Below are 23,489 nucleotides of genomic sequence, written 5' to 3' on the forward strand. Positions count from 1 at the left end.
AGCGTCGGCGTCGCACGCCAGCAACACGTGATAGCAGCCGCGCGACCCAAGCAGCGGCTCGCAGCCCCGAGGAATGCTGCGCTGCCTCATTCCCGTGCAGGGCTGATCACACCGTGGTCGGTCCCGCCAGATGGAAGCGGCGTCGCGCGCAGCCGCTCGGCAAACGGCCGCAGCAGCTGCGGCGCGAGGTGAATCGGAAACTGACTCATCGCGAAATACAGCCATGTGGTGCCGGGGATGGCGCCCTCGGTGGCGGCGAGCATCAGCCCCATATTGCGGAGCGATACCATCACGCCCAGCGCCATCGCGCGCTCGCGCCCGGCGCCGCGGAACAGCAGCATCGTGATACCCAGCAGCAGAAAGAACACGGCGAAGGCGAGCACCGCGAGTCCCAGCATGCGGAAGGGACTGGTGACGAGGTCGGAGAGGAAGTGCGCCATGATGGCCGATGCGAACACGAACAGGATGCAGATGTTGAAGCCGTCGATCGGCGCGCGGTGTCGGCGGATCGCTTCGATGCCGAAGGCCAGGCGAACGGCCGTTGCGGCCGCGACGGCGCCGGCCAGGATTGCGGCGAGCTTCAGCCCGAGCGCGGCCGGCGACAGCGCCAGCGTCTGTCCGAGAAAGACATAGGCGAACACCGGCGCTGTCAGCGGCACCAGCGCGGTCGACGTCACCAGCGTGATCAGCACCAAGGTTGCGTCGAGACCCATCAGTCCGGCAAGCGCCGGTGAGGCCATCATCGGCGAGGCCGTCGCCTGCAGCATCAGCGCGAGGTGAAGCTCGGGCGCGGCGGCGTCGAATCCGGTCAGGCGCGCGATCGTGCCGACCAATGCCGGCACCGCGATCGTGGTCCAGGCGGTCGCGGCGACGACGAGCAGCGGACGGCGCAGATGCGCACGCAGCAGCACGATGTCGACGCGCATGAAGGAGATGCAGAGCAGCAGGAAGATCGCGTGCGTGACATAGGGCCGCGTCAGCTCGCCGACCGGTGGCACGGCAATCGCAACGAAGAGCACCAGAGCGATGGCGCGTGTCCCCTGGTTGCCGAGCCAGCTCAGGGCCCGCAGCGGAAACGCGAGAGGCCCGCAGGACGGCATCGGACTTCCAAGCGATCTGAATCAAAGGGCGAGGTGGAACAAGAACGCGCGACCATGCGTTGGCCGCGCGTTCCTGCAAAGTCACATCTCGTTACGGATGGTGTCGACGCCCACCGCCGCCGATGTCACTGCGCGCTGGAGCCGCCCACGACGATCTTCTCGTTGAGCTTGAAGTCGACGGTCTGCACGGTCTGGTCGATCTCGGGATTTGGCATGCCGATCTGCTGCGCGATCAGCTTCACCAGAAGATCGACGCGCTCGATGAAGGGCGCGCCGGCGGCGACCGCACGCGCCGCCGAGGACGGCTTCAGCAGGCTCTCGGCCGCCTTGGCGTATTTCTCGAACGGCACCTGATCGCTCGGGTCGGCGCCGAGCTTGCGCGCGATCGCGTCGACGTGCTCGTAGATCGCCTTCGACTGAGCGAGATTGCCGTGCACGGCGTCGCGGATGGCCTGCGGCTCGCCGCGGGTGATGCAGCGGTAGTTGCCGGTCAGCAGCATCGACCACTTCGCCAGCGGCACGAACAGGGAATCGAAAACTTTCAACTTCACCGGCACGTCCTGGCCGTCGAGCCTGACTGCGTCGATGTCGCGCTCCAGCTCGCGCAGCAGCGCGTTATGCTTTTCGTCGTCGAAGGCAGCCGCCTTGAAGTTCGTCGGCAGGCCGACATGCAGCACGTTGGCGCCTTCCTCCGGCGGACGGAACGCCTGCGGATCGGGCGAGCACAGCGTGACCAGTCCGGGCGTGAAGCGCTCCCAGACCTGGGCGTTGGTATAGGCCTCTTCGAGATCGCTGTTGGCCAGCGCCGGAATGCGCTTGAGGTAGGGCAGCGGCGGCATGTTCATGATCGAGAGGCACGGCAGCTTGGCCTCGGCGATCTTCACCATCAGCACGCGGATCGTATGGTTGGTGTATTGCGGCTCCTGCATCGCCAGACCGACGAGGTCGTAACGGCTGAGGTCGACGGCGTCGGGCGAGGCGGCGTCGAGCTTGCCCGGCAGGTCGCGCGAGAAGATCGAGCGATGGTTCGGCTCGTCGCGCAGCTTGATGCGGACCTCCGTGCCCTCGCGATTGATCAGCTCGGCCGTCTTCTTGCGGCAGACCAGCGTGACGTTGTGGCCGGCCATCAGCAGCTTGGTGCCGAGGAGGGAGCCGTAGGAGGCTCCGAGAATCAGAATATTGCGTGCCATACCTTGGTGTTCCCCAGAGCTTGGTTTTGCGTTGGAATTTTTTCTGACTTTTGTTGGCGATCCCGTCGCCCCACGAATGCCACGTGGCGGGCGGAGGCGGTAACCGATGCCTCGATCGCTGGCATACCAGGGCCTTCATCCCATGGAATGGCGGGTCTGGCAAGGTGCAGCGCACACCTGCGACATCCCCGGCGGGTGATGCCTGGACCGAACACCCCTGGGGTGATCCAGGGTCAGCTCAGGGCCATGTAGCGGCCCGGCTTGTGGTTGATGGCGATGATCACGTTGACGATCACGATCCCCAGCACGGAGAGCGCCAGGCGGTTGACGGGGATGACGAAGAACGCCGCGATCATGATCAGGAAGTCGACGGCGAGCTGGAAATAGCCGGCGCGGATCTTCCAGTGCTCCTGCAGATAGAGCGCAAGGATGTTGATGCCGCCGAGCCCGGTGCGGTGGCGAAACAGCATCAGCAGGCCGGTGCCGGTCAGGCCGGCGCCGATCACGGTGGCATAGATCGGGTTGATCTCGGCGATGTCGACCCAGGATGTCGTCAGGCGCGAGAACACCGCGACCAGCCCGACCGCGACGAAGGTTCGGATCGTGAACGCCCAGCCCATCCGTTTCACGGCGAGCACGTAGAACGGCAGATTGAGCAGGAAGAAGCTCAGCCCGAAGCTGTAGCCGCTGATGTAGCTGAGCAGCAAGGACAGTCCGGCGGTGCTGCCGACCAGCAGCACCGTCTTGCTGTAGATCAGCATGCCCAGCGACACGAACAGCGTGCCGAGCGTCAGCGCCATCGCATCCTCGTAGAGCTTGTGACGCTCCGGCACAGTCTCGGTCACGACGGCCCTGCCTGCAGCGCTCAGATCGCCTTGAACAGGCCGGCGACGCGGGTGACGTCCGACAGTTTCAGTCCGGCGACGTTGATGCGGCCCGAGGTCGGCATGTACACGCCGTGCTTCTCTCGCAAGGTCATCACCTCGGCCGGCGTCAGCGGCAGCAGCGAGAACATGCCTTCCTGCTTGCCGATCGCCAGGGAGTTCGACCAGCGGCCGCCGAGCGCCTCGGCGAACGAGCGGCGCAAGCTGGCGAGGCGCTGGCGCATCGACTCGAGCTCGGCGCGCCAGTCGTCGTAGAGCTCAGGTGTGCCGAGGATGGTCTTGACGATCGCCGAGCCATGGTCCGGCGGCATCGAGTAGCTGGTGCGGGCGATGGCGACGAGATTGGAGCGCGCCGTCTCCACTGCGGCCGTCGTACCCGCAACGGCAAACAGCGCGCCGGTGCGCTCGCGATAAAGGCCGAAGGACTTCGAGCAGGACACCGCGACGAGCGCCTCGGGGATCGCCGCGACCAGCGCCCGCAGCCCGGCGACGTCGCCCTCAAATCCGGCGCCAAAACCCTGATAGGCGGAGTCGATCAGCGGCACCAGCCCACGCGTGGCGATCACGTCGGTGATGCGCGCCCAGTCCGCGGCGCCCAATGGGGCGCCGGTCGGATTGTGGCAGGACGCATGCAGCAGCACGGCATCGCCCGGCTGGGCACGCTGCAAGGCCTCGAGCATGCCGTCGAGCAGCAGGGTCTGCGACGGAACGTCGAAATAGGGATAGGTCTCGATCGCGAGCCCGGCCGCGGCAAAAATGCCGGCGTGGTTGGGCCAGCTCGGCAAGCCCAGCCAGATCCGGCCGGTGCCCGCCTGGCGGATCAGGTCGGCGGCCAGCCGCAGCGCGCCGGAGCCGCCGGGGGTCTGCACGCCAGCGGCATGCACCGGCGAGGCCTTGCCGCCGACCATCGTCCACAGCAGGTCCAGGAAGCCCTGGTCGCCTTCCGGAGCGACATAGGCCTTGCTGTCCTGGCTCGCCCAGATCCGCTGCTCGGCGGCCTTCACCGCGCGAAAGATCGGCGAGTGGCCGGCCTCGTCGCGGTAGACCCCGACGCCCAGATCGACCTTGTCGGTCCGCGGATCGGCTTTGAAGATGCCGATCAAAGCGAGCAGGGGATCGTCGGGCTGGCGGCTCAGGCGTTCGAACATCGGGGAGCATTCCTGTTGCGTCGTGCACCGCGGGCAGCCCTTGGCCGCCCGGCAGGCGCGCGGACACTAGCCGGGTTGCGGCGCAAAAACAGCGGGAATTTCGGCCATGCTCGGCTGCGTGCCGGGAATGCGCCGCAGCCAGCGCAGAGCCGATCAGCACGGGCCAAAACAGCCCTAGATGCCCACCGGCCGATCCAGCTGCTTCAACCAGGCGCCAATGTCGCGGGCGGCGACATTGGCCTGGTCGAGCAGCTTGCCCATGGTGAAGAAGCCGTGGAATTGGCCGGGATGAGTGCGATAGGTCACGGGCACGCCGGCCTCGCGCAAGCGCCGCGCGTAGTCGTCGCCTTCATCGCGCAGCGGGTCGGCGCCGGCGGTCAGCACATAGGCGGGCGGCAGGCCCACGAGAGACTCGGCCTTGGCGGGCGAGGCGCGCCAGTCGTGGATGTCGGCGGCGCTATTGAGATAATGGTCGCGAAACCAGCGGATCACCGAATGCGTCAGCAGCACGCTGGTCTCGGGCTCGCTGTGCGAGGGATTGCTCATCGTGAAGTCAGTGGCTGGATAGATCAGCACCTGGCCAGACAGCTTCGGGCCGTTGCCGTCACGCGCGGACAACGCGACAACGGCGGCGAGATTGCCCCCGGCGGAATCGCCGCCGACGCTGAGCCTCGCCGCATCGATGCCGAGCGAGGCGGCGTTGCCGGCCACCCATTGGGTCGCAGCGACCGCATCGTCGACCGCGGCGGGAAACTTGTGCTCGGGCGCGAGGCGATAGTCGACCGAGACGACGATCAGCTCGCCTTCGTGCGCCAGTGTGCGGCAGACCACGTCATGCGACTCGAGATTGCCGATCACCCAGCCGCCGCCATGGAGGAACACCAGGCCCGGGGCGAGCCCGTTGGTCTGCCGCACCGACTTCGGCCGATAGAGCCGGGCAGGGATCGCGCCGTGCGGGCCGGAGATCGCCAGCTCCTTGACTTCGGCGAGCTCTGGCGGCTCGGGATTGCTGACGGTGCGGGCGGCCAGATAGTAGTCGCGCGCCTCCTGCGGTGTCAGCGTCTCGTAAGCCGGACGGCCGGCCTCCTGGAACGCTTTGTAGACGGCAGCGGCATCGGCATCGAGTTGAACGGGCATTGCAGAGAACCTGTTGCGTTGAAGAGATCTTCCGAGTTGAAGCACTAGGCCGCGGTGCGGCCGCCGTCGACCGTGTAGGCGGCGCCGGAGACGTAGCTCGCATCATCTGACGCGAGGAAGGCGACGATCGCCGCGACCTCCGAGCCCTGGCCGAGCCGCCGGGCCGGCACGCGGTCCACGACCTTGTCGACCGGCACCGGCGCGCCGCTGCGACCTTCGATGATCGCACTCAGCATGCGGCTGTCGATCAGGCCGGGGCAGATGCAGTTCACGCGCACATTCGTGCCGGTGCATTCCCAGGCCGCGCTCTTGGTGAGGCCGATGACGGCATGCTTGCTGGCACTGTAGACGGCGATCTGGGGCGAGCCGATCAGGCCGGCGATCGAGGCGGTGTTGATGATCGAGCCGCGGTTCTGCTTGAGCATGATCGGCAGCACGTGCTTGAGGCCGAGGAACACGCCGACGACGTTGACGTCGAGCACGCGGCGGAAGGCGTCCAGCGGATAGTCGGTGATCGACTTGATCTCGCCCTCGACACCCGCATTGTTGAAGAACACGTCGATTGTTCCGAAGCGGTCGCACGTCTTGCGCACATAGCCGATGACCTGCGCTTCGTCGGTGACGTCGGCTGATATCGCCAGCGTCTCGGCGACGGCGGGCAGGGCGCGCGTCGCGTCGTGCAGATCGGCCTCGCGCCGATCAATCGCGACGATGCGGGCGCCGCGCGCCGCCAACAACTGCATCGTTGCGCGGCCGATCACGCCGGCCGCGCCAGTGACGACGGCGACCCTGCCGTCGAGGCGAATCGAATCAGACATCGGACTCCTCCCGTTGGCGCAAGCTTTCGTGCCGCGGCCTTGTCGCGTGTTGGTTTCACGCTATCTTCTGATCATGCGACTATCTCATCGGACGAACCAGATGGCCACCTCGCGGTGCGCTGGTAAGCCGCCCTTCCCCCGCCGTATTCGACATGTTAACGGAAGGGCTGATCGAGAGCGGCGGATGGGTCATGACGCGATTTGATTGTCCCGAACCCCGATTCGCCTGATAAAGCCGCGCGAGATGCACCGAACAATCGTCCTGACCGGTATCGCGGCCTTGCTCGCCGCCACATCCCTCGCGCTGGCCGTGCCCGCGCGCGCCCAGATCGGCACCATTTTCTCTGATCCGGTGCCGCGTCCGCCTGGCAACATTCCGCGCCGCGGAGAGCCGATCCCGCCGCCGCCCGACGAGGAGGAGGAGGTTCCGGAGCTGCCGCAGGGACGCGTCCTGCCGGCGCCGACCCGTCCGCCGCCGGGGCAGGGCGCTGCCTTGCCGGGGCCGGTCCAGTCGCAGCCGCTGCCGCCGCCGCCGGGAACAACTGTGCTGCCGCAGAACAATCCACCCGTTGCCGCCGCACCTCCTGGCCAGCCCGGTGCTGCGCCCGCGCAGCCGGGCCAGCGGCCAGCGCCGCCGCGCGGCGCGCCCCAGAATGCTGCGATCCCGCCGAACGGCGCGGTGCCGCAGACGCCGGCAACCATCCAACCCGGCGACGAGGTGGTGACGGAGCCGCCGGCACAGAAGATCGTGAACAAGAAGGCGAGCTTCTCCGGCCTCGACAAGATCACTGGCCGCATCATCAATTTCGACGAGGAGATCGGCGAGACCGTGCAGTTCGGCGCGCTTCGGGTGAAGACCGACGCCTGCTACACGCGCCCGGCCTCCGAGGCGGCCAACACCGACGCCTTCGTGCAGGTCGACGAGATCACCCTGCAGGGCGAGGTGAAGCGGATTTTCTCGGGCTGGATGTTCGCCGCGAGCCCGGGCCTGCACGGCGTCGAGCACCCGATCTACGACATCTGGCTGGTCGACTGCAAAGAGCCGCAGAACACGGTGGCGAGCGCCGCGCCGGAGCAAAAGCCCGCGCCGCAGCCGCAGCCGCAGCCCGCGCAAAAGCGCCCGCCGCAGCAGAAGCAGGCTGCGCCGCGTCCGCCCGGGCCGCCGCCGCAATACCAGACCCAGCAGGTGCCTCCGCCACCCCCGCCGCCACAGGCCGGCGGTCCGTTTGGTGGCGTGTTCCGCTAAAGAATGTTCAGCCGCGCTCGGCGATGATGGCAAGCGCCTCGGCGCCCGCGAGCGGCCGGTCGGTGGGAAGCCGTGCAAAATTGGCGGCTGGGCCCGTGAGGGCCTTCTCCAGCAGCACCGTATAGCGACGGCGCGGGATCTCGACCGCGCCGAAGGTCTTGAGGTGCTCGGTCACGTATTGCGTGTCGAGCAGCTCGAAGCCGCCGGCGATCAGCCTGGCCACCAGATGCACGAGCGCGACCTTCGAGGCGTCGCGAGCGCGGTGGAACATGCTCTCGCCGAAGAACGCCCGGCCGAGGCTGACGCCATAGAGGCCGCCGACCAGTTCGCCGTCCTGCCAGCACTCGACGCTGTGGCAATGGCCCATCGCGTGCAGGCCACCATAAAGCTCGCGGATGCGCCGGTTGATCCAGGTGTCCTCGCGGCCGGGCTGCGGCGCGGCGCAGCCGTCCATCACCGCCTTGAAGGCCTGGTTCACGGTGAGGGTGAAGGCGTCGGAGCGCACCGTCCGCGCCAGCCGCGAGGCGACGCGAAAGCCATCGAGCGGGATGACCCCGCGCAGTTCCGGCTCGACCCAGAACAGCGAGGGATCGTCGGCACTTTCGGCCATCGGGAAGATGCCGCAGGCATAGGCACGCAGGAGAACCTCGGGCGTGATCTCGGACGCTGCGGAGTCGCGCGAATTCATCCCTCTAGTCTAGCAGGACATCGACCGGCACGCGATGGGTTCATCGGACGCAGACCGCTCAGCCCACCGCGGCCGCGGCAGGCTTCGGCGCATCCTTGCTGAGGCGGAAGCGAACAACAATCCTGGTGCCGTTATGGCTCGGGTCCGGCTCCACGGTCGCATCGAGCTTGGTGGCCATCGCACTCACGATGCGCTGGCCCATGCCGGTCGAGCGTGGATCGCTGGTCGCATTGAGGCCGACACCGTTGTCGGCGATCGACAGCACGATGTCATCGTTCTCCAGCTTCAGCTCGACATGAATCGGGCCGGGACCGTCGGGATAGGCGTATTTGACGGCGTTCATGACCAGCTCGTTGACCACGATGCCGATCGCGACCGCGCGATCCGGATCGATCTCGACGGGCTCCGCCTTCAACGTCAGTCGCGACATCCGGTTGCCCTCGGCGGACCTGCGAAGATCGTCGAGCAGCGAGTCGAGGTACTGGTTGAGCATCACGCTCTTGAGGTCCTGCGACGTATAGAGCCGGCGGTGGACCTGGGCCACGGCGGCGACGCGGCCCATCGCATTGGTGAGCGCCGCCTTGACGTCGTCCTGGGTGCTCGAATTGGCCTGCAGATGCAGCAGCGAGGCGATGATCTGCAGCGAATTGCCGACACGGTGATTAACCTCGCGCAGCAGCACCTCGCGCTCCGCGGCGAGCGCCGCGAAGCGGTCGCGCGAGGCACGGACCTCGGCCTCGGCCTCGTCACGCGCCCGCTGCAGCCGCGCCTGACGCAGCGCGCCTTCGGCCGCGACCTGCAGCAGCGGGATGAACTCGCCTTGGACGTCCTTGACGAGATAGTCGGCGGCGCCGGCCTTCAAGGCGGTCACGGCGATCTTGGAATCCTGCGACGCCGTCACGAACACCACGGGCGGCGGTTCGGGCAGCGCCATGATGCGCTCCAGCGTCTCCAGACCGTCGAGACCCGGCATATGCTGGTCGAGCGCGACAACGTCGATGCCCCCGCGCTGCAGCCGCTCCAGGCCCGCGCTGCCGTCGGGCGCATGCTCCACCGTGATGCCGAGCCGCTTCAGTCCGCGCTCCACCAGCCGCGCCAGCGCCGCGTCGTCCTCGATGTACAGCAGCGTGGGGGCGGAGGCGCTCATGCGGCGGGCGGAACCTGGATGACGGAGAAGAACAGGCCGAGCTGGCGGATGGCGTTGGCGAAGCTTTCGTAGTTGACCGGCTTGGTGATGTAGACGTTGCAGCCAAGCTCGTAGCAGCGCTTGATCTCCTGGGAGTCGTCCGTGGTGGTCAGGATCACCACCGGCGCGCTCTTCAGGAAGCTGTTCTGCTTGACCATCTTGAGGATGTCGATGCCGGTCATGTCCGGCAGGTTCAGGTCGAGCAGGATCAGGAGGGCATGGCCCTTGTGCTCCAGGCCTGTCCCGTCAGGACCAAGCAGGTACTTCACGGCGTCTGTACCGTTGGTGAACGGCTTGATCTCGTTGTTGACGCCGGAGCGGCGGATGTTCCGCTCGATCAGCCGGGCATGGCCCTCGTCGTCCTCGATCATGATGATGGTTACGGGCATGGTCATCGGTCTGAGTTCCGGTTTGAGGCGTTCCAGTTGATCGGGAGCGTGATGGTGAACGTGCTACCCTGGTCGAGCTCCGACGCGACCGACATGGTTCCACCGAGCCGGCGCACGAGCGCGCGCACATGCGCCAATCCGATCCCCTGACCTGGACGGTCCTGGGTCCCGGCGCGGCGGAACAGATCAAAGATACGCTGGTGATCCCGGGGATCAATCCCCCGGCCGTTGTCTGCGACCTCGAAGATCGCGAAACCGAGCTTGGTGCGGGCGCGGATCCTGATATCACCCGGCACGCTCGGCTTCATATATTTGATGGCATTGTCGATCAGGTTGGAGAAGATCTGCTCCAAGGCGAGGCGGTCGCTGACGATCGTCGGCAGCGGCTCGACGCGGATCGTCGTCTGTGCCTCCTCGGCCTGATGGGCAAGGGTCGAGACGATCTGCTCGATCAGCTCGCGGGTGTCGATGCGCACGGGCACGAACTCGCGGCGGCCCTCACGGGTCAGATTGAGGATCGCGCTGATCAGCCGGTCCATCTTGGCAATCGAGGATTTGATGAAGCCGAGCGCCTCGGAGAAGTCGTCCGAGAGCTGCTTGTCGGCGCCCTCGAGCTCCGGCTCGGCGCCTTCGGCCGGCGGCGGCGAGTCCGACACGGCACGGGCGAGGCTCGCGATGCGCCGGAAGATGTCGTTGCGCAGCTCCTCCAGCTCGCTGGTGAAGCCCATGATGTTGACCAGAGGCGAGCGCAGATCGTGGCTCACGATGTAGGCGAAGCGCTGGATCTCCTCATTGGCCTCGCGGAGGTCGGCGGTGCGCTCATCCACGGTGGCTTCGAGGTTGAGATTGCTCTCGCGCAGCTGCGCCTCGGCGTCGTCGCGGGCCCGGGTCGAGCGCCGCACCAGCAGCACCGAGATGATCGCGAGCACGACGACGAGCGCCGAGCCGGTGATGGTGACGATCGCCGCCAGCCGCTGGCTGGCATCGGCGTTGGCCGTCCGCAGCGACAGCAGGCGTTCCTCCTCGAGGCGCATCGCCTCGGCCGTCTCGCGCATGGTCTTGCTGCTGCTGGTCGAACCGGCGTCGCGGACCAGCGCGATCGCGGCCGCGAGATCGCCGCGCGCCACCAGGAGCTTTTCGCGGTCGAACTGCGACAGCCGCGTCTCGATGACGCTGCGGAGCGTTGCGAGGTTTTCGACCTGGGTGCGGTTGTCGGCAACCAATGTGCCGAGCTTGTCGAGAACCGGGCGGATCGCCGCGACCGCAGCCTCATGGTCGTTCAGGAACTCCTCGCCCTGGGTGAGGAGATAAGCGCGGGCGGCGCTCTCGGCGCGGCGCACCTCGAGCAGCAGCGCGTTGATCTGGTTCTCGGCCTCGACGGTGTGCACCACCCAGGCGCTGTCGCTGCGCGCCTTGTTGACCAGCAGAACGGATGCCGTGCTGACGGCGACCAGCACCAGAAATCCCGCTGACAACAGCAGGACCTGGCCCAGTGTGCGCCTTCGTCTCACCTCAGGCGCCACCGTACGCTCGCAACGTCTTGGAAATCACTGCCCCCTGGCGGAACTCATCCGACCGAGCAAAACGCGGCCGGCCCAGGAAGGTTCCACGTCAGATGAGGGTTTTATGAACGGGCCCGTGTCAGTCCGCCTTCTGGCCGGCCAGATACTGCTCGAGCCAGTGGATGTGATAGTCGCCGTCGATGATCGCGGGCTCGCGCACCAACGCGCGGAACAGCGGCAGCGTGGTCTCGATGCCGTCGACCACCATCTCGTCCAGCGCGCGGCGCAGCCGCATCAGGCACTCGACCCGGCTCTTGCCGTGCACGATCAGCTTGCCGACCAGCGAGTCGTAATAAGGCGGGATCACGTAGCCCTGATACACGGCGGAGTCGATGCGGACGCCGAGGCCGCCGGGCGGGTGGTATTGCTGGATCTTGCCGGGAGAGGGCCGGAAGCTGACCGGGTTCTCGGCGTTGACGCGGCACTCGATCGAGTGGCCGTTGATGGTCACCTGGTCCTGGGTCATCGGCAGGTCGCCGCCGGCGGCGATGCGGATCTGCTCCAGCACGAGGTCGATGCCGGTGATCATCTCGGTGACGGGATGCTCGACCTGGATGCGGGTGTTCATTTCGATGAAATAGAACTCGCCGTCCTCGTAGAGGAATTCGATCGTGCCGACGCCGATATATTTCAGCTCCTGCATCGCCTTGGCGACAGTGTTGCCGATCTTGGCCCGCGAGGCGACATCGAGCACCGGCGAGGGGCCTTCCTCCCAGACCTTCTGGTGGCGGCGCTGCAGCGAGCAGTCGCGCTCGCCGAGATGGATCGCGCCGCCGCGGCCGTCGCCGAGCACCTGGATCTCGATGTGTCGCGGCTTCTGCAGATATTTCTCCAGATAGACCGACGCATCGCCGAACGCCGACTTGGCCTCGTTGGCCGCGGTGGTCAGCGCCAGCTGCAGGTCCGCCTCGGTGTGCGCGACCTTCATGCCGCGGCCGCCGCCGCCGGCGGCCGCCTTCACCAGCACCGGGAAGCCGATCGCCTTGGCGATCGCCATCGCATCCTGGTCCGGCGTCACCGCGCCGTCGGAGCCGGGCACGACCGGGATGCCCAGACGCTTGGCGGTCTTCTTGGCCTCGATCTTGTCGCCCATCAGGCGGATGTGCTCCGCCTTCGGCCCGATGAAATGCAGATTGTGATCGGAGAGGATCTCTGCGAAGCGCGCGTTCTCGGACAGGAAGCCGTAGCCCGGATGCACCGCGTCGGCGCCGGTGATCTCGCACGCCGCGAGCAGCGCGGGGATATTGAGATAGCTGTCCTTCGACGGCGGCGGACCGATGCAGACGCTCTCATCGGCAAGGCGCACATGCATGGCATCGGCGTCCGCGGTCGAATGCACCGCGACCGTGGAGATGCCGAGCTCCTTGCAGGCTCGGAGGATGCGGAGGGCGATTTCGCCGCGGTTGGCGATCAGGATCTTGTCGAACATGGCGTCCTACGAAGCGAATGGCGAATGGCGAATGGCGAGTAGGGAAGCAGCGACCATTCGCTACTCGCCATTCGCCACTCGCCCCTACTCGATGATCACCAGCGGCTCGCCGAATTCGACCGGCTGGCCGTCCTCGACCAGGACCTGAGTCACCGTGCCGGCGCGCGGCGACGGGATCTGGTTCATCGTCTTCATGGCCTCGATGATCATCAGGGTCTGGCCGACCGAGACCTTGGATCCGACCTCGACGAACGGCTTGGCGCCCGGCTCCGGCGCCCAATAAGCGGTGCCGACCATCGGCGAGGGCACGACGCCCGGATGCTTGGAAAGGTCAGCGCCGGCTGCAGCCGCCGCGGCGGCGACCGGAACGGCGGCGGCAACGGCGGGAATGGCCGACGGCACGGCGGCCGCGACGGTGACGTTGCGGGCGACGCGGATGCGCAGGCCCGCGCGCTCGAGCTCGATCTCGGTCAGGCTGGTCTCGTCCAGGAGCGCGGCCAACTCGCGGATGAGCTGGCTGTCTTCGGATTTCGCCGTGGTCTTGTCGTCGGGCTGGGGCGCCATGATCGTGATCCAGAAACGTTGTGTGACGTGAGGGCGAGGGACGTCAGGCTTGCGCCGTGATGTCGGTCGGGTCGGTCGGTGCGCCAAGATCTGCCGCGGAAACGGCGATCGGGAACTGATCGCCATTGTCGATCCCTAAGCCAGATATTGACGCAAACGCGGCCTGGGCCGTGAATGAGTGGTGCCTGAGAGCCTTGCAAAGGTGCATGTTGCTGTTTTGCATCACTGCTTTGCGCGACGCGACGAAGGTATTCAAATGCCGTGATGGAGCCGCCGCTTCCGGGCGGAATGCTGTCCTGCCGTCCCCACGTGCACCATCGACCAAATTGGCGCGGTCGTGGGTGTCCGGCTCGCTCGTGCCCGGATGCAAGTTGGGTCTATCGCAGACTTCGATTGTCTCGTGCGTGTCGTCGGCCATTCCCATCCCGGCGGTGTGGCGGCAGTGGGCGGCGTTATAGGTAACAAAGCCGGCAAGGGAAAGCCTTTCGGCACCGGGGGTGGGGATAGGCGCGCTGCTCCGTCACACGAAAAAAGTCTGACAAGTCCTGGAAATGGCACATTAACCACTGTGAACGGCGAGATGCACGCCTGACGTGTAGCCCGGCAGCATGAAGGGGCGGACATTGCTGTCCGCCCCTTTGTCTCAGCACCTGCCTGGTCGGGATCAGGTGTCGAGAACTGCGACGATCTCATAGGAATGAGGATCGATGACGATGATCTGCTCACGAACCAGGATGAAGTCATATCCGCGCCATTCCGGATAAACCGTCACGACTTCGGCCGGGAGCGGGTGGAAGTGGACCTCGCGCGGCACCCGGGTGCCGACGGAGATGTTGAAGTTGACGTTGGTCACCGGCTCGACGTGCTGGCTGCGGATCACGCTGGTGATCTTGGTGCGCTGCTCGGTCGAGAGCTTGGCGCCGGCGCCGGCCTGTCCCGTCGTCGTCTGCGACCGATCGCCGCCGGTCTTGGTCTCGGCGTTGGTGCTGGTGCCGGTCTTGCTGTCGCGGCCCTCCGCCTTCATGTTGTTGTTCTCGCGGCCCTCGCGACCTTCGGCCTTCATGTTCTTCGAGCCGCTCTTCTCGGTCTTCTCATTCTCGGAGCTCATGCTCTTCGAATTCGGGCCCTTCATGCCTTCCTCGGCGCGCTGGCCCTTGGTCGCGGTGCCCTTCTGCTCCGACTGGCTGGAGCGCATCTCGGAGGAGCCGCCCGCCGAAGGCGATGCGGTGTCGCGGTTCATCGCGCCGCCACCCGCGTTCATGCCACCGCTCGCACCGCCCTGCATCGCGGCGCCCCCGGACTGTCCACCCGCGCCGCCCGCACCACCGGCGCCGCCCTGCGCGTGAGCGAAGGTCGCACCCGCCAGAAGCGCGACTGCAGCAACTGATACCATCAAGCGATTAGTCATCCTCGATCCTCCTCATCATTGGCACTGCCCGCGCCGACAACGGCAGGAGGTTGGAGTCGTTCCGCACCGCTCCAATCGTTCCGAAAAAATGTCGCAGATCGCAACTTTATGAACGGATGCTCAGAGTCATGAATGCTGCATGACAAAAGCGGGACCAACCGCGAGAGACCGTGTGTTCCGGCGGACTACACCGACACCTGGTGGCGCTCTCCGGCGTAGCGAACGAGGGCAAGGAAGCGATAGAGGCCGTGTACGAACTTGCCATAGGGCATGGTGACGAAGAGCGCGAAAACAGCGCCAAGGTGTAGCGCAAGCAACGGACCCATTGCGCCGGTCTCGCGCAACAACAGCAGACCCAGGCCGGTCACGCCGGTCAGCACCAGCATGGCCAGAAACGCAACGTCCATGCCGCGGCTGCGATCATCCATCATCTCCGGCTCGCGCCTGCGTTTCGCGGCATAGAGGCCGAGTGGACCGATCACGATACCCAGGCCGCCGAAGGTGCCGAGCACCACCGGCAGATCCCACAGCGGGTAGGGCGCCTCGCGGTGCAACAGGTAGTGATAGAGCGTCGCGACGCTGGTGGAGGCGAAGCAGAGCAGGAATCCGTAGAACGTCAGATGATGATAAACGCGCCTGGTATCGCCCGGCTTCTCATCCTCGTTGTAGCAGCCGACGCCGCCGCCATCGAGATAGCGCAGGCTGCCGGCGTCACGCACCGCGCGCAGGAGAGAGCGCGGTTCGGCCAACGTCGCATGCGGCTCTCCGATGTCCTTCCAGAACGCGCGCGTCCCCTGAACGAAGGCGACGATGGCCCACAGGAACGCCGCGCCGAACACCAGCGCCATGGCGTTGTGCGGCATCAATGCATAGAACGATCCAGGACCATGGCGGGTTGCGAACAGCGCTGCTGGGTCGTTGAAGGCGACGAAGCCGAGAATGAAAGCGGCCATGCTCAGCACGGCCGTGAGCGCGATCGCCAGTCCATTGCGCTTGAAGATCGGAGCGAGCGCGCGCGGCCAGGCGTAATCGGCATAGCTCTCGTGCCTGACGCGCGCGAGCACGGCAGGGACGCGGACGTCGAATTCGTGCGGCGGCGAGAACTGGCAATCGACATAGCAGGCGCCGCAGGAATGGCACAGATTTGCGAAGTAGTTCAGGTCGCCTGACGTGAACGCGCGACGCATCTCCATCGCCGGAAACACGGCGCAGAGTCCTTCGCAATAGCGGCAGGAATTGCAGATCGTCATCAGGCGATCTGCTTCGGTCAATGCCTCACTGCGCTGCATGTCGTGCTGCTCCCGTGCCTGCGATGCGTCCGAACACGCTGCCGATGGTCATGCCGATGCCGGCAGCATAGCCGCGGCCGAGCACGTTGCCGGCCATGATCTCGCCGGCGGCATACATGTTGTCGGCTGGCCCGCCGCTCTTCATCATCATCCTCGCCTCGTGATCGACCCGCACGCCGAGATAGGTGAAGGTGATGCCGGGCCTGACCGGATAGGCGTAGTAAGGCCCAGCCTCGATGCGCCGTGCCCAATGCGTCTTTGGCGGGGTCAGGCCCTCGGTGCGGCAATCGTCGAGAAGATCCGGGTTGAAGGTGCCGTCGCGCACCGCCGCATTGAACTCTGCGACCGTCGCCGACAGCGCCTCTGGATCGAGGTCGAGCTTGCCCGCAAGCGCGGCGACGCTGTCAGCCTGGATTGCAGGGTAGAGCGAGGGCATGAACAGATTGGTCGATTTCGCATCGAAGATGATGTAGGCGATCTGGTCGGGCTGCGCGGCGACCAGCCGGCCCCAGATCGCGTAGCGCTTTGGCCAGACGTCCTCGCCCTCGTCGTAGAAACGCTGCGCGTGCTTGTTCACGACGATGCCGAACACCACGCAGTCGAGCCGGGTGATGATGCCGCCATCATATTTTGGCGCTCGGGCGTCGATGGCGACCGCGTGGCATTGCGTCGGATCGCCGATGCTGTCGACGCCGGCACCGAGCAGCATGTCCAGCACCGTGCCGCGATTGTTGGACGTGCCGCGGATCAGGAAATTGCGCGCGATCTCGCCCCAGCCTTCCACCAATTTGTCGATGTTGGATTCGAAGCCGCCGGCTGCGGCCACCAGCGCTTTGCCGCGAATGCGGATCCGACTGTCACGCTGTTTTGCGATGGCTGCGCGAAAGCGAACATTGTCGATATCGAGCGCCACCACCTCGGCCTCATAGAGCACGTCGATGCCGAGACGCTCCGCGGTCAGATAGAGCGCATTCAGCATCGCGCGCCCGCCGCCGAGAAAGAACGAGTTGGTACGCCCGAGGCTCAGCGTGCCGCCCAGCGAGGGCTGAAAGCGCACGCCCTGGTCGACGATCCAGTCGAGCATCTCCTTGGACTGCCGGATCATCATGCGCGCGAGCTGCTCGTTGGTCTGGCCTTCGGTGACGCGCAGCAGGTCGTCCCAGAACTCCTCCTCGGTGTAGGGACCGCTCAGGGTGGCCGTGGCGGCGTCGTGGGCGCAGCGCATGTTGCGGGTATGGCGCGTGTTGCCGCCGCGATAAAATTTCGAGGCGGCCTCGACAACGATCACTGACGCGCCGGCGCGGCGGGCAGCGATGGCAGCACACAAGGCCGCGTTGCCACCGCCGACCACGACGACGTCATAGGCCTTTGAATAATCGGCGATGTCGCCGCCGGTCGTCATGACGCGATCTCTCCGAGAGGGAACGGCGGCGCCTGGAACATCCCCGCGCCGGCCTAATTTCGAATACTATTGTATACAAAAATATGCAAGGCACCTTTTGTTGGCAACGCGCCTGTGAGACAGTGCTCGCTATGGCTTCCGATGCGCCCATGCTGCCGATTGACCGCGATAACGTCTCACTGGGCGAGGCGGTGTTCCGCGCGCTGTGCCGGGCGCTGGAAACCGGCGTCTATCGCTCCGGAGACCGGCTGCGCGAGGACGAGGTGGCCCAGCGGCTGAGCGTCAGCCGTACGCCGGTGCGCGAAGCGTTCGGGAGGCTGTTGGCAAAGGGTTGGGTGCAGCCGGCCGGCGGCCGTGGTCTGATCGTTCGCAGCCTCGATCCGAGCGAGGTTCTCGAGCTCTACGCGATGCGAGAGATACTCGAAGGTGCGGCGGCCCGGCTCGCCGCGCAATACGCCGCGCCGGCCGAGATCGCGGCACTCCGTGACATTCACGCACGCTTCGTCGCCGCAGCCGGCGACGCGGCCGAGCTGGCGCGCCTGAACCGGCTCATGCACGGCGCGATGCAACGGGCGGCGCGCAACCGCTATCTCGATGCCGCACTGGCCGACATGCATGTGGCGATTTCGCTGCTGGGCACCACCACCTTTGCCGCCGAGGGTCGTCCTACAACGGCTGCCGCCGAGCATGCCGAACTGATCGAGGCGATCGCCGCTCGCGACCCCGACCTCGCCGAGTCGATCGCGCGCAACCATATCCGCGAAGCATTGCGGACCCGGCTCGGGATGAGGCTGACCGCGTGACGGATAAGCGGCAAGGTCCGTCCGCCGAGCAAACAAAAAGGCCGGCTGATGCAGCCGGCCTTCGTGGTTTGCGGCGCGATCCGCAGGCGCTCAGCAGGTCGCCTTGCCGCAGCGCGCGGTGCTGATCTTCTCGCGCAGGCCCTCGACGCCGACGGCGCCGACCACGACCTGCTTGCCGATGACGTAGCTCGGCGTGCCGTTCATGCCCATGTCCTCGGCGAGCTTGAAGTTCTCCTCGATCGTCGCCTTGGCCTCGGGGCTCGCCATGTCCTTCTCGATCTTGGCCATGTCGAGGCCGAGGTCCTTGGCGACCGCGAGCGCGTGGGCCTTGTCGGCCTGGCCGCGGCCACCGAGCAGCTTCTGATGGAAGTCGAGATATTTCTGCGGCGCCTGCATCCGGACAGCGACGGCGACCTGGGCGGCTTCGACCGAGCCCTGGCTCAGCACGGGGAATTCCTTCAGCACGACCTTCAGCTTCGGATCGCTCTTCATCAGCTCCATCATGTCGGCCATCGCGCGCTTGCAGTAGCCGCAATTGTAATCGAAGAACTCGACGAAGGTGACGTCGCCATCCTTGTTGCCGAGCACGACGCCGCGCGGCGAGTTGAAGATGGTGTCGGCGTTCTTGGTGATGCTTGCCTCGTGCTTCGCCGCTTCGGCGGCGGTCTGCCGCTTCTGCAACTCTGTCATCGCTTCCTCGAGCACCTCGGGATGGGCGATCAGATAGTTCCGCACGATGGTCTCGATCTCGCCCCGCTGGCTGTCGGAGATGCTCTGTGCCGTCGCGACCTGCGGGACGCCGCTGAGCGAAAGCGCGAGCAGCGCCGCGGGAAGGAGCTTGCGGAATGACGGCATGAAGAAGGTCCTCTGGGTCAAAATGATCGGGTCCTTGTCAGAGCTGGATTGGTATTTTGGTAATCCGAGCTTGATGTTAGCAGCAAATTGGTCGTTCTACTGGTTCGAAAGCGGTTTGGACGCGACGATGTCGTCCGCCTTCACCCAGCCCGGCGAGCCCACCGCGAAGCGGGTCTTGGCTCGCGATGCCAGCTCGCGAGCGGTCTTGTTGTCGCCACGGAGGAAGGCAGCCTGGGCGGACGCGAGATCCGCTTCGGCATAGTCGCCCTTGCGGCCATAGGCCATTGCGAGCTGGGAATAGCCGAGCGGCGCCTCTGATTCGCGCGCCACGGCCGCGCGCAGGATCGAGATCGCCTCTTCCGTGTAGGCCTTGTTTTCCGATGCCACCAAGGCCTGGCCAAGTAACATCTCGATGAGCGGGGCGTTATTGGACAGCTGCACCGCCTTGCGCAGCGGCGCGATCGCCTCGGCCGGACGGCCGCCTTCCAGCAGGGCCTGACCGCGCACCTCGTAGAAATAGGGGTTGTTGGGCTGCGCCTGGATCAGGGCGTCGATCTGGTTCAGCGCGCTGCGCAGGTCGCCGTGGAGATAGGTCGAGATCGCTCTGGCATAGCGGGCCGGCATGCCATTGTCGGACAGCGGGTAGCGCCGCGCCACGGTGTCCGGCCGCTCCATGAAGGCGGAAATCTTGGCCCGGACCATGTCGTGACGCAGTTGCAGCGCCGCGTCGTCCTTCTTGTCCCAATAGGGCGATTGCCGCGCCAGACCTTCCAGCGCCTCGACGCGGTCCGCCGGCATCGGATGCGACTGCAGATACGGATCGGCCCCGCGCGCGGCGAACAGGCTCTCATTGGTGAAGCGCTTGAAGGTCTCGTACATGCCCTTGGGCGATTGCGCCGTCGCGGTCAGGAATTTGACGCCGGCACGGTCGGCGTTCTCCTCCTGCTGACGCTGATAGGACAGCAGCGAGCGGCGGATAACCTCGCCGGGTGCCGACAGTGTCGCGGCGCCCGCATTGGCGAGACCGCCATTGCCGCCGCGGGAGGCGCCCATGGCGAGTGCGCCGGCGCCGAGGATGGTGGCAATGATCATCTGTGTCTGGGCGGTGGCCAGCTGCTGGCGCAGCTTGGCGAGGTGGCCGCCGGCGAGATGGCCGGTCTCGTGCGCGAGAACGCCGATCAGCTGGTTCGGATTCTCCGACTGCATGATCGCGCCGTAATTGACGAAGATGCGACGGCCGTCGGCAACGAACGCGTTGAACGACGCATCGTTGATGATGACCATCTGGATGTTCTGCTTCTCGAGACCGGCCACGCGCAGGATCGGGCGCGTGTACTCACGCAGCAGCACCTCGGTTTCGGTGTCGCGCAGGATCGGCGGTCCCTTGCCCTGCTGGGCCGAGGCCGGCGCGAGCGGCGCAGTCGCCACGGCAACCGCGACGAGCGCGGCACAGCCACGGGACAGTTTGTTGCGGAGCACGATACGGAGCGACATCAGGCGATCTTTGCAATTGGCGCGAGGCTCGATACGGGCTATTGCCCACCAAACGGCGGAATGCGGCTCATCTGCGGCGAATGCGGCCCAAATCAGATCCCACGACCCGGTCATTTGGGGCCTGCGTCCGCCGATCGAGAGAGCGGGTCCGAACAGCCGGGGTCAATAGCAGATATCGATGGTGGATGCGACAGTGATACCGACATTGGAACAGCGGCTCGCCAGCCTGACGGCGCCCTCCGCCCGCAGCAATGTTCCGCCGTTCATGGTGATGGACGTGATGGCCGCGGCCGAGCGCATCGAGGCGGGCGGCGGCCATGTCATCCACATGGAGGTCGGCCAGCCGGCCGCGCCGGCACCGCGAACCGCGATTGCTGCCGCCCATGCGGCGCTCGACCAGGCCCGTATCGATTACACGTCGGCGCTGGGACTTTCGTCGCTGCGCCAGCGAATCGCGCGTCACTATCACGAGACTCATGCGTGCGAGATCGATCCGGCGCGGATCGTGATCACCACGGGATCCTCGGCGGGATTCATCCTGGCCTTCCTGGCGATGTTCGAGCCCGGCGACCGCGTCGCCGTCACGGTGCCAGGCTATCCGCCTTATCGCCACATCCTCACCGCGCTCGGCTGCGAGCCGGTGCTGATCGAGACCACCGCCGAGAACCGACACGCCCTGACCGGCGAGGCACTGCTGGCGGCGCATCGCGAGACCCCGTTGAAGGGCGTGCTGGTGGCGAGCCCGGCCAATCCCACGGGCACGATGATGTCGCGCGAGGCGCTGGGCGGCGTCATCGCGGCGGCGCGCGGCGCCGGCATCCGCTTCATCTCCGACGAGATCTATCACGGGCTCGACTACGCGTTTCCGGCGGTCACCGCGGCGGAGCTGTCGCCGGACGCGCTGATCATCAACTCGTTCTCGAAATACTTCTGCATGACCGGCTGGCGCATCGGCTGGATGGTGGTGCCGGATGCGCTGGTGCGTCCGATCGAGCGCCTGCAGCAAAACCTCGCGATCTCGGTTCCCACCTTGTCGCAGATTGCGGCCGAAGCGGCGTTCGATGGCCGGCCGGAAATGGACGCGATCAAGCATGGTTATCAGGAGAACCGCCGCATCCTGATCGAGGGTCTTCCGAAGGCGGGTCTGAGCCGGTTCCTGCCGGCCGACGGCGCATTCTATCTCTACGCCGATGTGTCTGACTTCACGACCGACAGCTTCGACTTTGCCAAGCGGATGCTGGAGGAGACCCATGTCGCTGCGACGCCCGGCGTCGACTTCGATCCGATCCACGGCCGCAGCTTCGTGCGCTTCTCCTATGCACGCTCGGCTGACGACATGCGCGAGGCGGTGGCCCGGATCGCACGTTGGCTCGGCTAGGGCAGGGCTCTCCGGCGATCCTTCGTCGTCATTGACTCGGCCGCGACAAACTGTCTGAGGTGCGCCGCGCACGGGCTGGGACAAGCGACGCCCGATAGACGAAGGTGGATGAGGCCGATGGCGGCAGCAACAGACATCGGAACGCGAGACGTTCCGTCGCAGACGGGCAAAAAGCCCTGGTACAGCATTCTCTATGTGCAGGTCCTGATCGCGATCCTGATCGGTATCGTGGTCGGCTGGCTGTTCCCGAACCTGGCCACCAACGACTGGATCAAGGCGCTCGGCGACGGCTTCATCAAGCTGATCAAGATGGTGATCGCGCCGATCATCTTCTGCACCGTGGTGTCGGGCATCGCGCACATCCAGAATGCCAGCAAGGTCGGCCGGGTCGGCGTCAAGGCCCTGGTCTATTTCGAGATCGTCTCGACCTTCGCGCTGCTGCTCGGCCTCATCGTCGGCAACCTCGCTCCGATCGGTCACGGGCTCGCCGCCAAGCCGGATGCAGCGGCGGTTGCCAACTACGTCAAGCAGGCCGAGGCGCAGAAGTCGGTCGACTTCGTCCTCAACATCATCCCGGACAGCGTGGTCGGCGCGCTGGCGCGCGGCGACATCCTGCAGGTGCTGCTGTTCGCGATCCTGTTCGGCTTCGCTTTGATGGCGCTCGGCGAGCGCGGTCACCGGCTGCGTGACATCATCGATGACACGGCGCATGCGGTGTTCGGCGTCATCGCCATCGTCATGAAGGCCGCACCAGTCGGAGCCTTCGGCGCCATGGCCTTTACGATCGGCAAGTACGGTCCGGCAGCGCTCGGCAACCTGATCGGCCTGATCGCGCTGTTCTACATCACCGCCGGCCTGTTCGTCGTGATCGTGCTCGGACTGATCGCACGCTTCATCGGCTTCAGCATCTTCAAGTTCGTCGCTTACATCAAGGACGAGCTCTTGATCGTGCTCGGCACCAGCTCCTCCGAGAGCGCGCTGCCGCAGCTGATGGAGAAGCTGGAGCGGCTCGGCTGCTCCAAGCCGGTGGTCGGCCTGGTCGTGCCGACCGGCTATTCGTTCAATCTGGACGGCACCAACATCTACATGACCTTGGCGACGCTGTTCATCTCGCAGGCGCTCGGCGTCGATCTCTCCTTCAGCCAGCAGGTCACCATCCTGATCGTCGCCATGCTGACCTCGAAAGGCGCCAGCGGCGTCACCGGCGCCGGCTTCATTACGCTGGCCGCGACCCTGTCGGTGGTGAACCCGGCTCTGGTGCCGGGCATGGCGATCGTGTTCTCGATCGACAAGTTCATGAGCGAGGTGCGCGCGCTCACCAACATCACCGGCAACGGCATCGCCGCCGTGTTCGTGTCGTGGTGGGAGGGCGAGCTCGATCACGACCTGCTGCAACGTCGGCTCAACCAGCAGATCGATCCGTCCGATGTCGAGACCGCCGTGACGACCGGCTGAGGGCTCCCTGCGCCGCAGAACTCGCCAACGAAAAACGCCCAGCCGCTTCGGCCGGGCGTTTTGC

At 66.0% G+C, this 23,489-nt stretch carries 22 protein-coding genes; 4 read left to right on the top strand and 18 right to left on the bottom strand.

What is annotated here, in order from left to right; translation table 11 throughout:
- Window positions 1-86 precede the first annotated feature (86 nt).
- From BRADO_RS16275 to BRADO_RS16300, 6 genes are all read right to left on the bottom strand, one after another.
- Window positions 87-1,100, bottom strand: a complete 1,014-nt coding sequence (locus tag BRADO_RS16275; RefSeq protein WP_011926418.1) for a hypothetical protein — start codon at window positions 1,098-1,100, stop codon at window positions 87-89.
- Window positions 1,101-1,225: 125 nt separating this feature from the next.
- On the bottom strand, window positions 1,226-2,290 hold the full coding sequence (locus tag BRADO_RS16280) for a ketopantoate reductase family protein (protein ID WP_011926419.1): 1,065 nt from the start codon (window positions 2,288-2,290) through the stop codon (window positions 1,226-1,228).
- A gap of 233 nt (window positions 2,291-2,523) precedes the next feature.
- Window positions 2,524-3,135, bottom strand: coding sequence for a YitT family protein (locus BRADO_RS16285; RefSeq protein WP_011926420.1), 612 nt, complete (start codon window positions 3,133-3,135; stop codon window positions 2,524-2,526).
- Between the two features lie 20 nt (window positions 3,136-3,155).
- The gene (locus BRADO_RS16290) at window positions 3,156-4,322 is read right to left on the bottom strand and encodes an amino acid aminotransferase (protein WP_011926421.1); all 1,167 of its coding nucleotides are present in this window, start codon (window positions 4,320-4,322) and stop codon (window positions 3,156-3,158) included.
- Window positions 4,323-4,496: 174 nt separating this feature from the next.
- Complete coding sequence (locus tag BRADO_RS16295) at window positions 4,497-5,459, bottom strand: alpha/beta hydrolase (protein ID WP_041756592.1); 963 nt, start codon at window positions 5,457-5,459, stop codon at window positions 4,497-4,499.
- Between the two features lie 44 nt (window positions 5,460-5,503).
- Window positions 5,504-6,277 carry an SDR family NAD(P)-dependent oxidoreductase gene (locus BRADO_RS16300; protein ID WP_011926423.1) on the bottom strand — a complete coding sequence of 258 codons (774 nt, stop codon included), beginning with the start codon at window positions 6,275-6,277 and terminating at the stop codon, window positions 5,504-5,506.
- Window positions 6,278-6,521: 244 nt separating this feature from the next.
- On the opposite strand from BRADO_RS16300, the gene BRADO_RS16305 reads away from it, so the two are divergent.
- Entirely contained in the window at window positions 6,522-7,523 is a 1,002-nt protein-coding gene (locus tag BRADO_RS16305; protein ID WP_041756593.1) for a DUF2155 domain-containing protein, read from the top strand.
- Window positions 7,524-7,530: 7 nt separating this feature from the next.
- On the opposite strand, the gene aat is transcribed toward BRADO_RS16305, so the two are convergent.
- The 10 genes from aat to tcuA form a co-directional block, all read right to left on the bottom strand.
- On the bottom strand, window positions 7,531-8,211 hold the full coding sequence (gene aat, locus BRADO_RS16310) for a leucyl/phenylalanyl-tRNA--protein transferase (RefSeq protein ID WP_011926425.1): 681 nt from the start codon (window positions 8,209-8,211) through the stop codon (window positions 7,531-7,533).
- Window positions 8,212-8,269: 58 nt separating this feature from the next.
- Complete coding sequence (locus tag BRADO_RS16315; RefSeq protein ID WP_011926426.1) at window positions 8,270-9,358, bottom strand: sensor histidine kinase; 1,089 nt, start codon at window positions 9,356-9,358, stop codon at window positions 8,270-8,272.
- A complete protein-coding gene (locus BRADO_RS16320; protein WP_008963642.1) occupies window positions 9,355-9,792 on the bottom strand; it encodes a response regulator in 438 nt (145 codons plus the stop codon). The genes BRADO_RS16315 and BRADO_RS16320 overlap by 4 nt, the downstream gene beginning before the upstream one ends.
- The gene (locus tag BRADO_RS16325) at window positions 9,789-11,309 is read right to left on the bottom strand and encodes a CHASE3 domain-containing protein (protein WP_011926427.1); all 1,521 of its coding nucleotides are present in this window, start codon (window positions 11,307-11,309) and stop codon (window positions 9,789-9,791) included. Before BRADO_RS16325 ends, BRADO_RS16320 begins: the two co-directional genes overlap by 4 nt.
- Window positions 11,310-11,427: 118 nt before the next feature.
- The gene (gene accC / locus BRADO_RS16330) at window positions 11,428-12,777 is read right to left on the bottom strand and encodes an acetyl-CoA carboxylase biotin carboxylase subunit (protein ID WP_011926428.1); all 1,350 of its coding nucleotides are present in this window, start codon (window positions 12,775-12,777) and stop codon (window positions 11,428-11,430) included.
- Window positions 12,778-12,861: 84 nt separating this feature from the next.
- Complete coding sequence (gene accB / locus BRADO_RS16335; protein WP_011926429.1) at window positions 12,862-13,341, bottom strand: acetyl-CoA carboxylase biotin carboxyl carrier protein; 480 nt, start codon at window positions 13,339-13,341, stop codon at window positions 12,862-12,864.
- A 43-nt stretch (window positions 13,342-13,384) separates the two neighbouring features.
- A complete protein-coding gene (locus BRADO_RS16340; protein WP_050781008.1) occupies window positions 13,385-13,759 on the bottom strand; it encodes a hypothetical protein in 375 nt (124 codons plus the stop codon).
- A gap of 246 nt (window positions 13,760-14,005) precedes the next feature.
- Window positions 14,006-14,749 (bottom strand): DUF1236 domain-containing protein, encoded by a 744-nt coding sequence (locus BRADO_RS16345; protein ID WP_041756594.1) that lies wholly within the window; start codon window positions 14,747-14,749, stop codon window positions 14,006-14,008.
- 185 nt (window positions 14,750-14,934) lie between these two features.
- The gene (gene tcuB / locus BRADO_RS16350; RefSeq protein WP_011926432.1) at window positions 14,935-16,038 is read right to left on the bottom strand and encodes a tricarballylate utilization 4Fe-4S protein TcuB; all 1,104 of its coding nucleotides are present in this window, start codon (window positions 16,036-16,038) and stop codon (window positions 14,935-14,937) included.
- Window positions 16,025-17,440, bottom strand: coding sequence for an FAD-dependent tricarballylate dehydrogenase TcuA (tcuA, locus tag BRADO_RS16355; protein WP_011926433.1), 1,416 nt, complete (start codon window positions 17,438-17,440; stop codon window positions 16,025-16,027). The genes tcuB and tcuA overlap by 14 nt, the downstream gene beginning before the upstream one ends.
- A 131-nt stretch (window positions 17,441-17,571) precedes the next feature.
- On the opposite strand from tcuA, the gene BRADO_RS16360 reads away from it, so the two are divergent.
- Complete coding sequence (locus BRADO_RS16360) at window positions 17,572-18,243, top strand: GntR family transcriptional regulator (RefSeq protein WP_050781009.1); 672 nt, start codon at window positions 17,572-17,574, stop codon at window positions 18,241-18,243.
- Window positions 18,244-18,333: 90 nt separating this feature from the next.
- On the opposite strand, the gene BRADO_RS16365 is transcribed toward BRADO_RS16360, so the two are convergent.
- Window positions 18,334-19,098 (bottom strand): DsbA family protein, encoded by a 765-nt coding sequence (locus tag BRADO_RS16365; RefSeq protein WP_041756596.1) that lies wholly within the window; start codon window positions 19,096-19,098, stop codon window positions 18,334-18,336.
- A 96-nt stretch (window positions 19,099-19,194) separates the two neighbouring features.
- On the bottom strand, window positions 19,195-20,592 hold the full coding sequence (locus BRADO_RS16370) for a M48 family metalloprotease (RefSeq protein ID WP_011926436.1): 1,398 nt from the start codon (window positions 20,590-20,592) through the stop codon (window positions 19,195-19,197).
- Window positions 20,593-20,770: 178 nt separating this feature from the next.
- On the opposite strand from BRADO_RS16370, the gene BRADO_RS16375 reads away from it, so the two are divergent.
- Both BRADO_RS16375 and dctA read left to right on the top strand, forming a co-directional pair.
- The gene (locus BRADO_RS16375) at window positions 20,771-21,970 is read left to right on the top strand and encodes a pyridoxal phosphate-dependent aminotransferase (protein WP_011926437.1); all 1,200 of its coding nucleotides are present in this window, start codon (window positions 20,771-20,773) and stop codon (window positions 21,968-21,970) included.
- A 117-nt stretch (window positions 21,971-22,087) separates the two neighbouring features.
- Complete coding sequence (gene dctA, locus BRADO_RS16380) at window positions 22,088-23,425, top strand: C4-dicarboxylate transporter DctA (protein WP_011926438.1); 1,338 nt, start codon at window positions 22,088-22,090, stop codon at window positions 23,423-23,425.
- Window positions 23,426-23,489: the final 64 nt, after the last annotated feature.

It is taken from the genome of Bradyrhizobium sp. ORS 278 (assembly GCF_000026145.1).
Lineage (GTDB): Bacteria > Pseudomonadota > Alphaproteobacteria > Rhizobiales > Xanthobacteraceae > Bradyrhizobium.

What these genes read in the sequence shown, in the direction of transcription:
- BRADO_RS16275 (WP_011926418.1), bottom strand. Translation starts at nt 1,100, where the DNA reads ATGCCGTCCTGCGGGCCTCTCGCGTTTCCGCTGCGGGCCCTGAGCTGG.
- BRADO_RS16280 (WP_011926419.1), bottom strand. Translation starts at nt 2,290, where the DNA reads ATGGCACGCAATATTCTGATTCTCGGAGCCTCCTACGGCTCCCTCCTC.
- BRADO_RS16290 (WP_011926421.1), bottom strand. Translation starts at nt 4,322, where the DNA reads ATGTTCGAACGCCTGAGCCGCCAGCCCGACGATCCCCTGCTCGCTTTG.
- BRADO_RS16295 (WP_041756592.1), bottom strand. Translation starts at nt 5,459, where the DNA reads ATGCCCGTTCAACTCGATGCCGATGCCGCTGCCGTCTACAAAGCGTTC.
- BRADO_RS16300 (WP_011926423.1), bottom strand. Translation starts at nt 6,277, where the DNA reads ATGTCTGATTCGATTCGCCTCGACGGCAGGGTCGCCGTCGTCACTGGC.
- BRADO_RS16305 (WP_041756593.1), top strand. Translation starts at nt 6,522, where the DNA reads ATGCACCGAACAATCGTCCTGACCGGTATCGCGGCCTTGCTCGCCGCC.
- aat (WP_011926425.1), bottom strand. Translation starts at nt 8,211, where the DNA reads ATGAATTCGCGCGACTCCGCAGCGTCCGAGATCACGCCCGAGGTTCTC.
- BRADO_RS16315 (WP_011926426.1), bottom strand. Translation starts at nt 9,358, where the DNA reads ATGAGCGCCTCCGCCCCCACGCTGCTGTACATCGAGGACGACGCGGCG.
- BRADO_RS16320 (WP_008963642.1), bottom strand. Translation starts at nt 9,792, where the DNA reads ATGACCATGCCCGTAACCATCATCATGATCGAGGACGACGAGGGCCAT.
- accC (WP_011926428.1), bottom strand. Translation starts at nt 12,777, where the DNA reads ATGTTCGACAAGATCCTGATCGCCAACCGCGGCGAAATCGCCCTCCGC.
- accB (WP_011926429.1), bottom strand. Translation starts at nt 13,341, where the DNA reads ATGGCGCCCCAGCCCGACGACAAGACCACGGCGAAATCCGAAGACAGC.
- BRADO_RS16340 (WP_050781008.1), bottom strand. Translation starts at nt 13,759, where the DNA reads ATGGCCGACGACACGCACGAGACAATCGAAGTCTGCGATAGACCCAAC.
- BRADO_RS16345 (WP_041756594.1), bottom strand. Translation starts at nt 14,749, where the DNA reads ATGACTAATCGCTTGATGGTATCAGTTGCTGCAGTCGCGCTTCTGGCG.
- tcuB (WP_011926432.1), bottom strand. Translation starts at nt 16,038, where the DNA reads ATGCAGCGCAGTGAGGCATTGACCGAAGCAGATCGCCTGATGACGATC.
- tcuA (WP_011926433.1), bottom strand. Translation starts at nt 17,440, where the DNA reads ATGACGACCGGCGGCGACATCGCCGATTATTCAAAGGCCTATGACGTC.
- BRADO_RS16360 (WP_050781009.1), top strand. Translation starts at nt 17,572, where the DNA reads ATGGCTTCCGATGCGCCCATGCTGCCGATTGACCGCGATAACGTCTCA.
- BRADO_RS16365 (WP_041756596.1), bottom strand. Translation starts at nt 19,098, where the DNA reads ATGCCGTCATTCCGCAAGCTCCTTCCCGCGGCGCTGCTCGCGCTTTCG.
- BRADO_RS16370 (WP_011926436.1), bottom strand. Translation starts at nt 20,592, where the DNA reads ATGTCGCTCCGTATCGTGCTCCGCAACAAACTGTCCCGTGGCTGTGCC.
- BRADO_RS16375 (WP_011926437.1), top strand. Translation starts at nt 20,771, where the DNA reads ATGGTGGATGCGACAGTGATACCGACATTGGAACAGCGGCTCGCCAGC.
- dctA (WP_011926438.1), top strand. Translation starts at nt 22,088, where the DNA reads ATGGCGGCAGCAACAGACATCGGAACGCGAGACGTTCCGTCGCAGACG.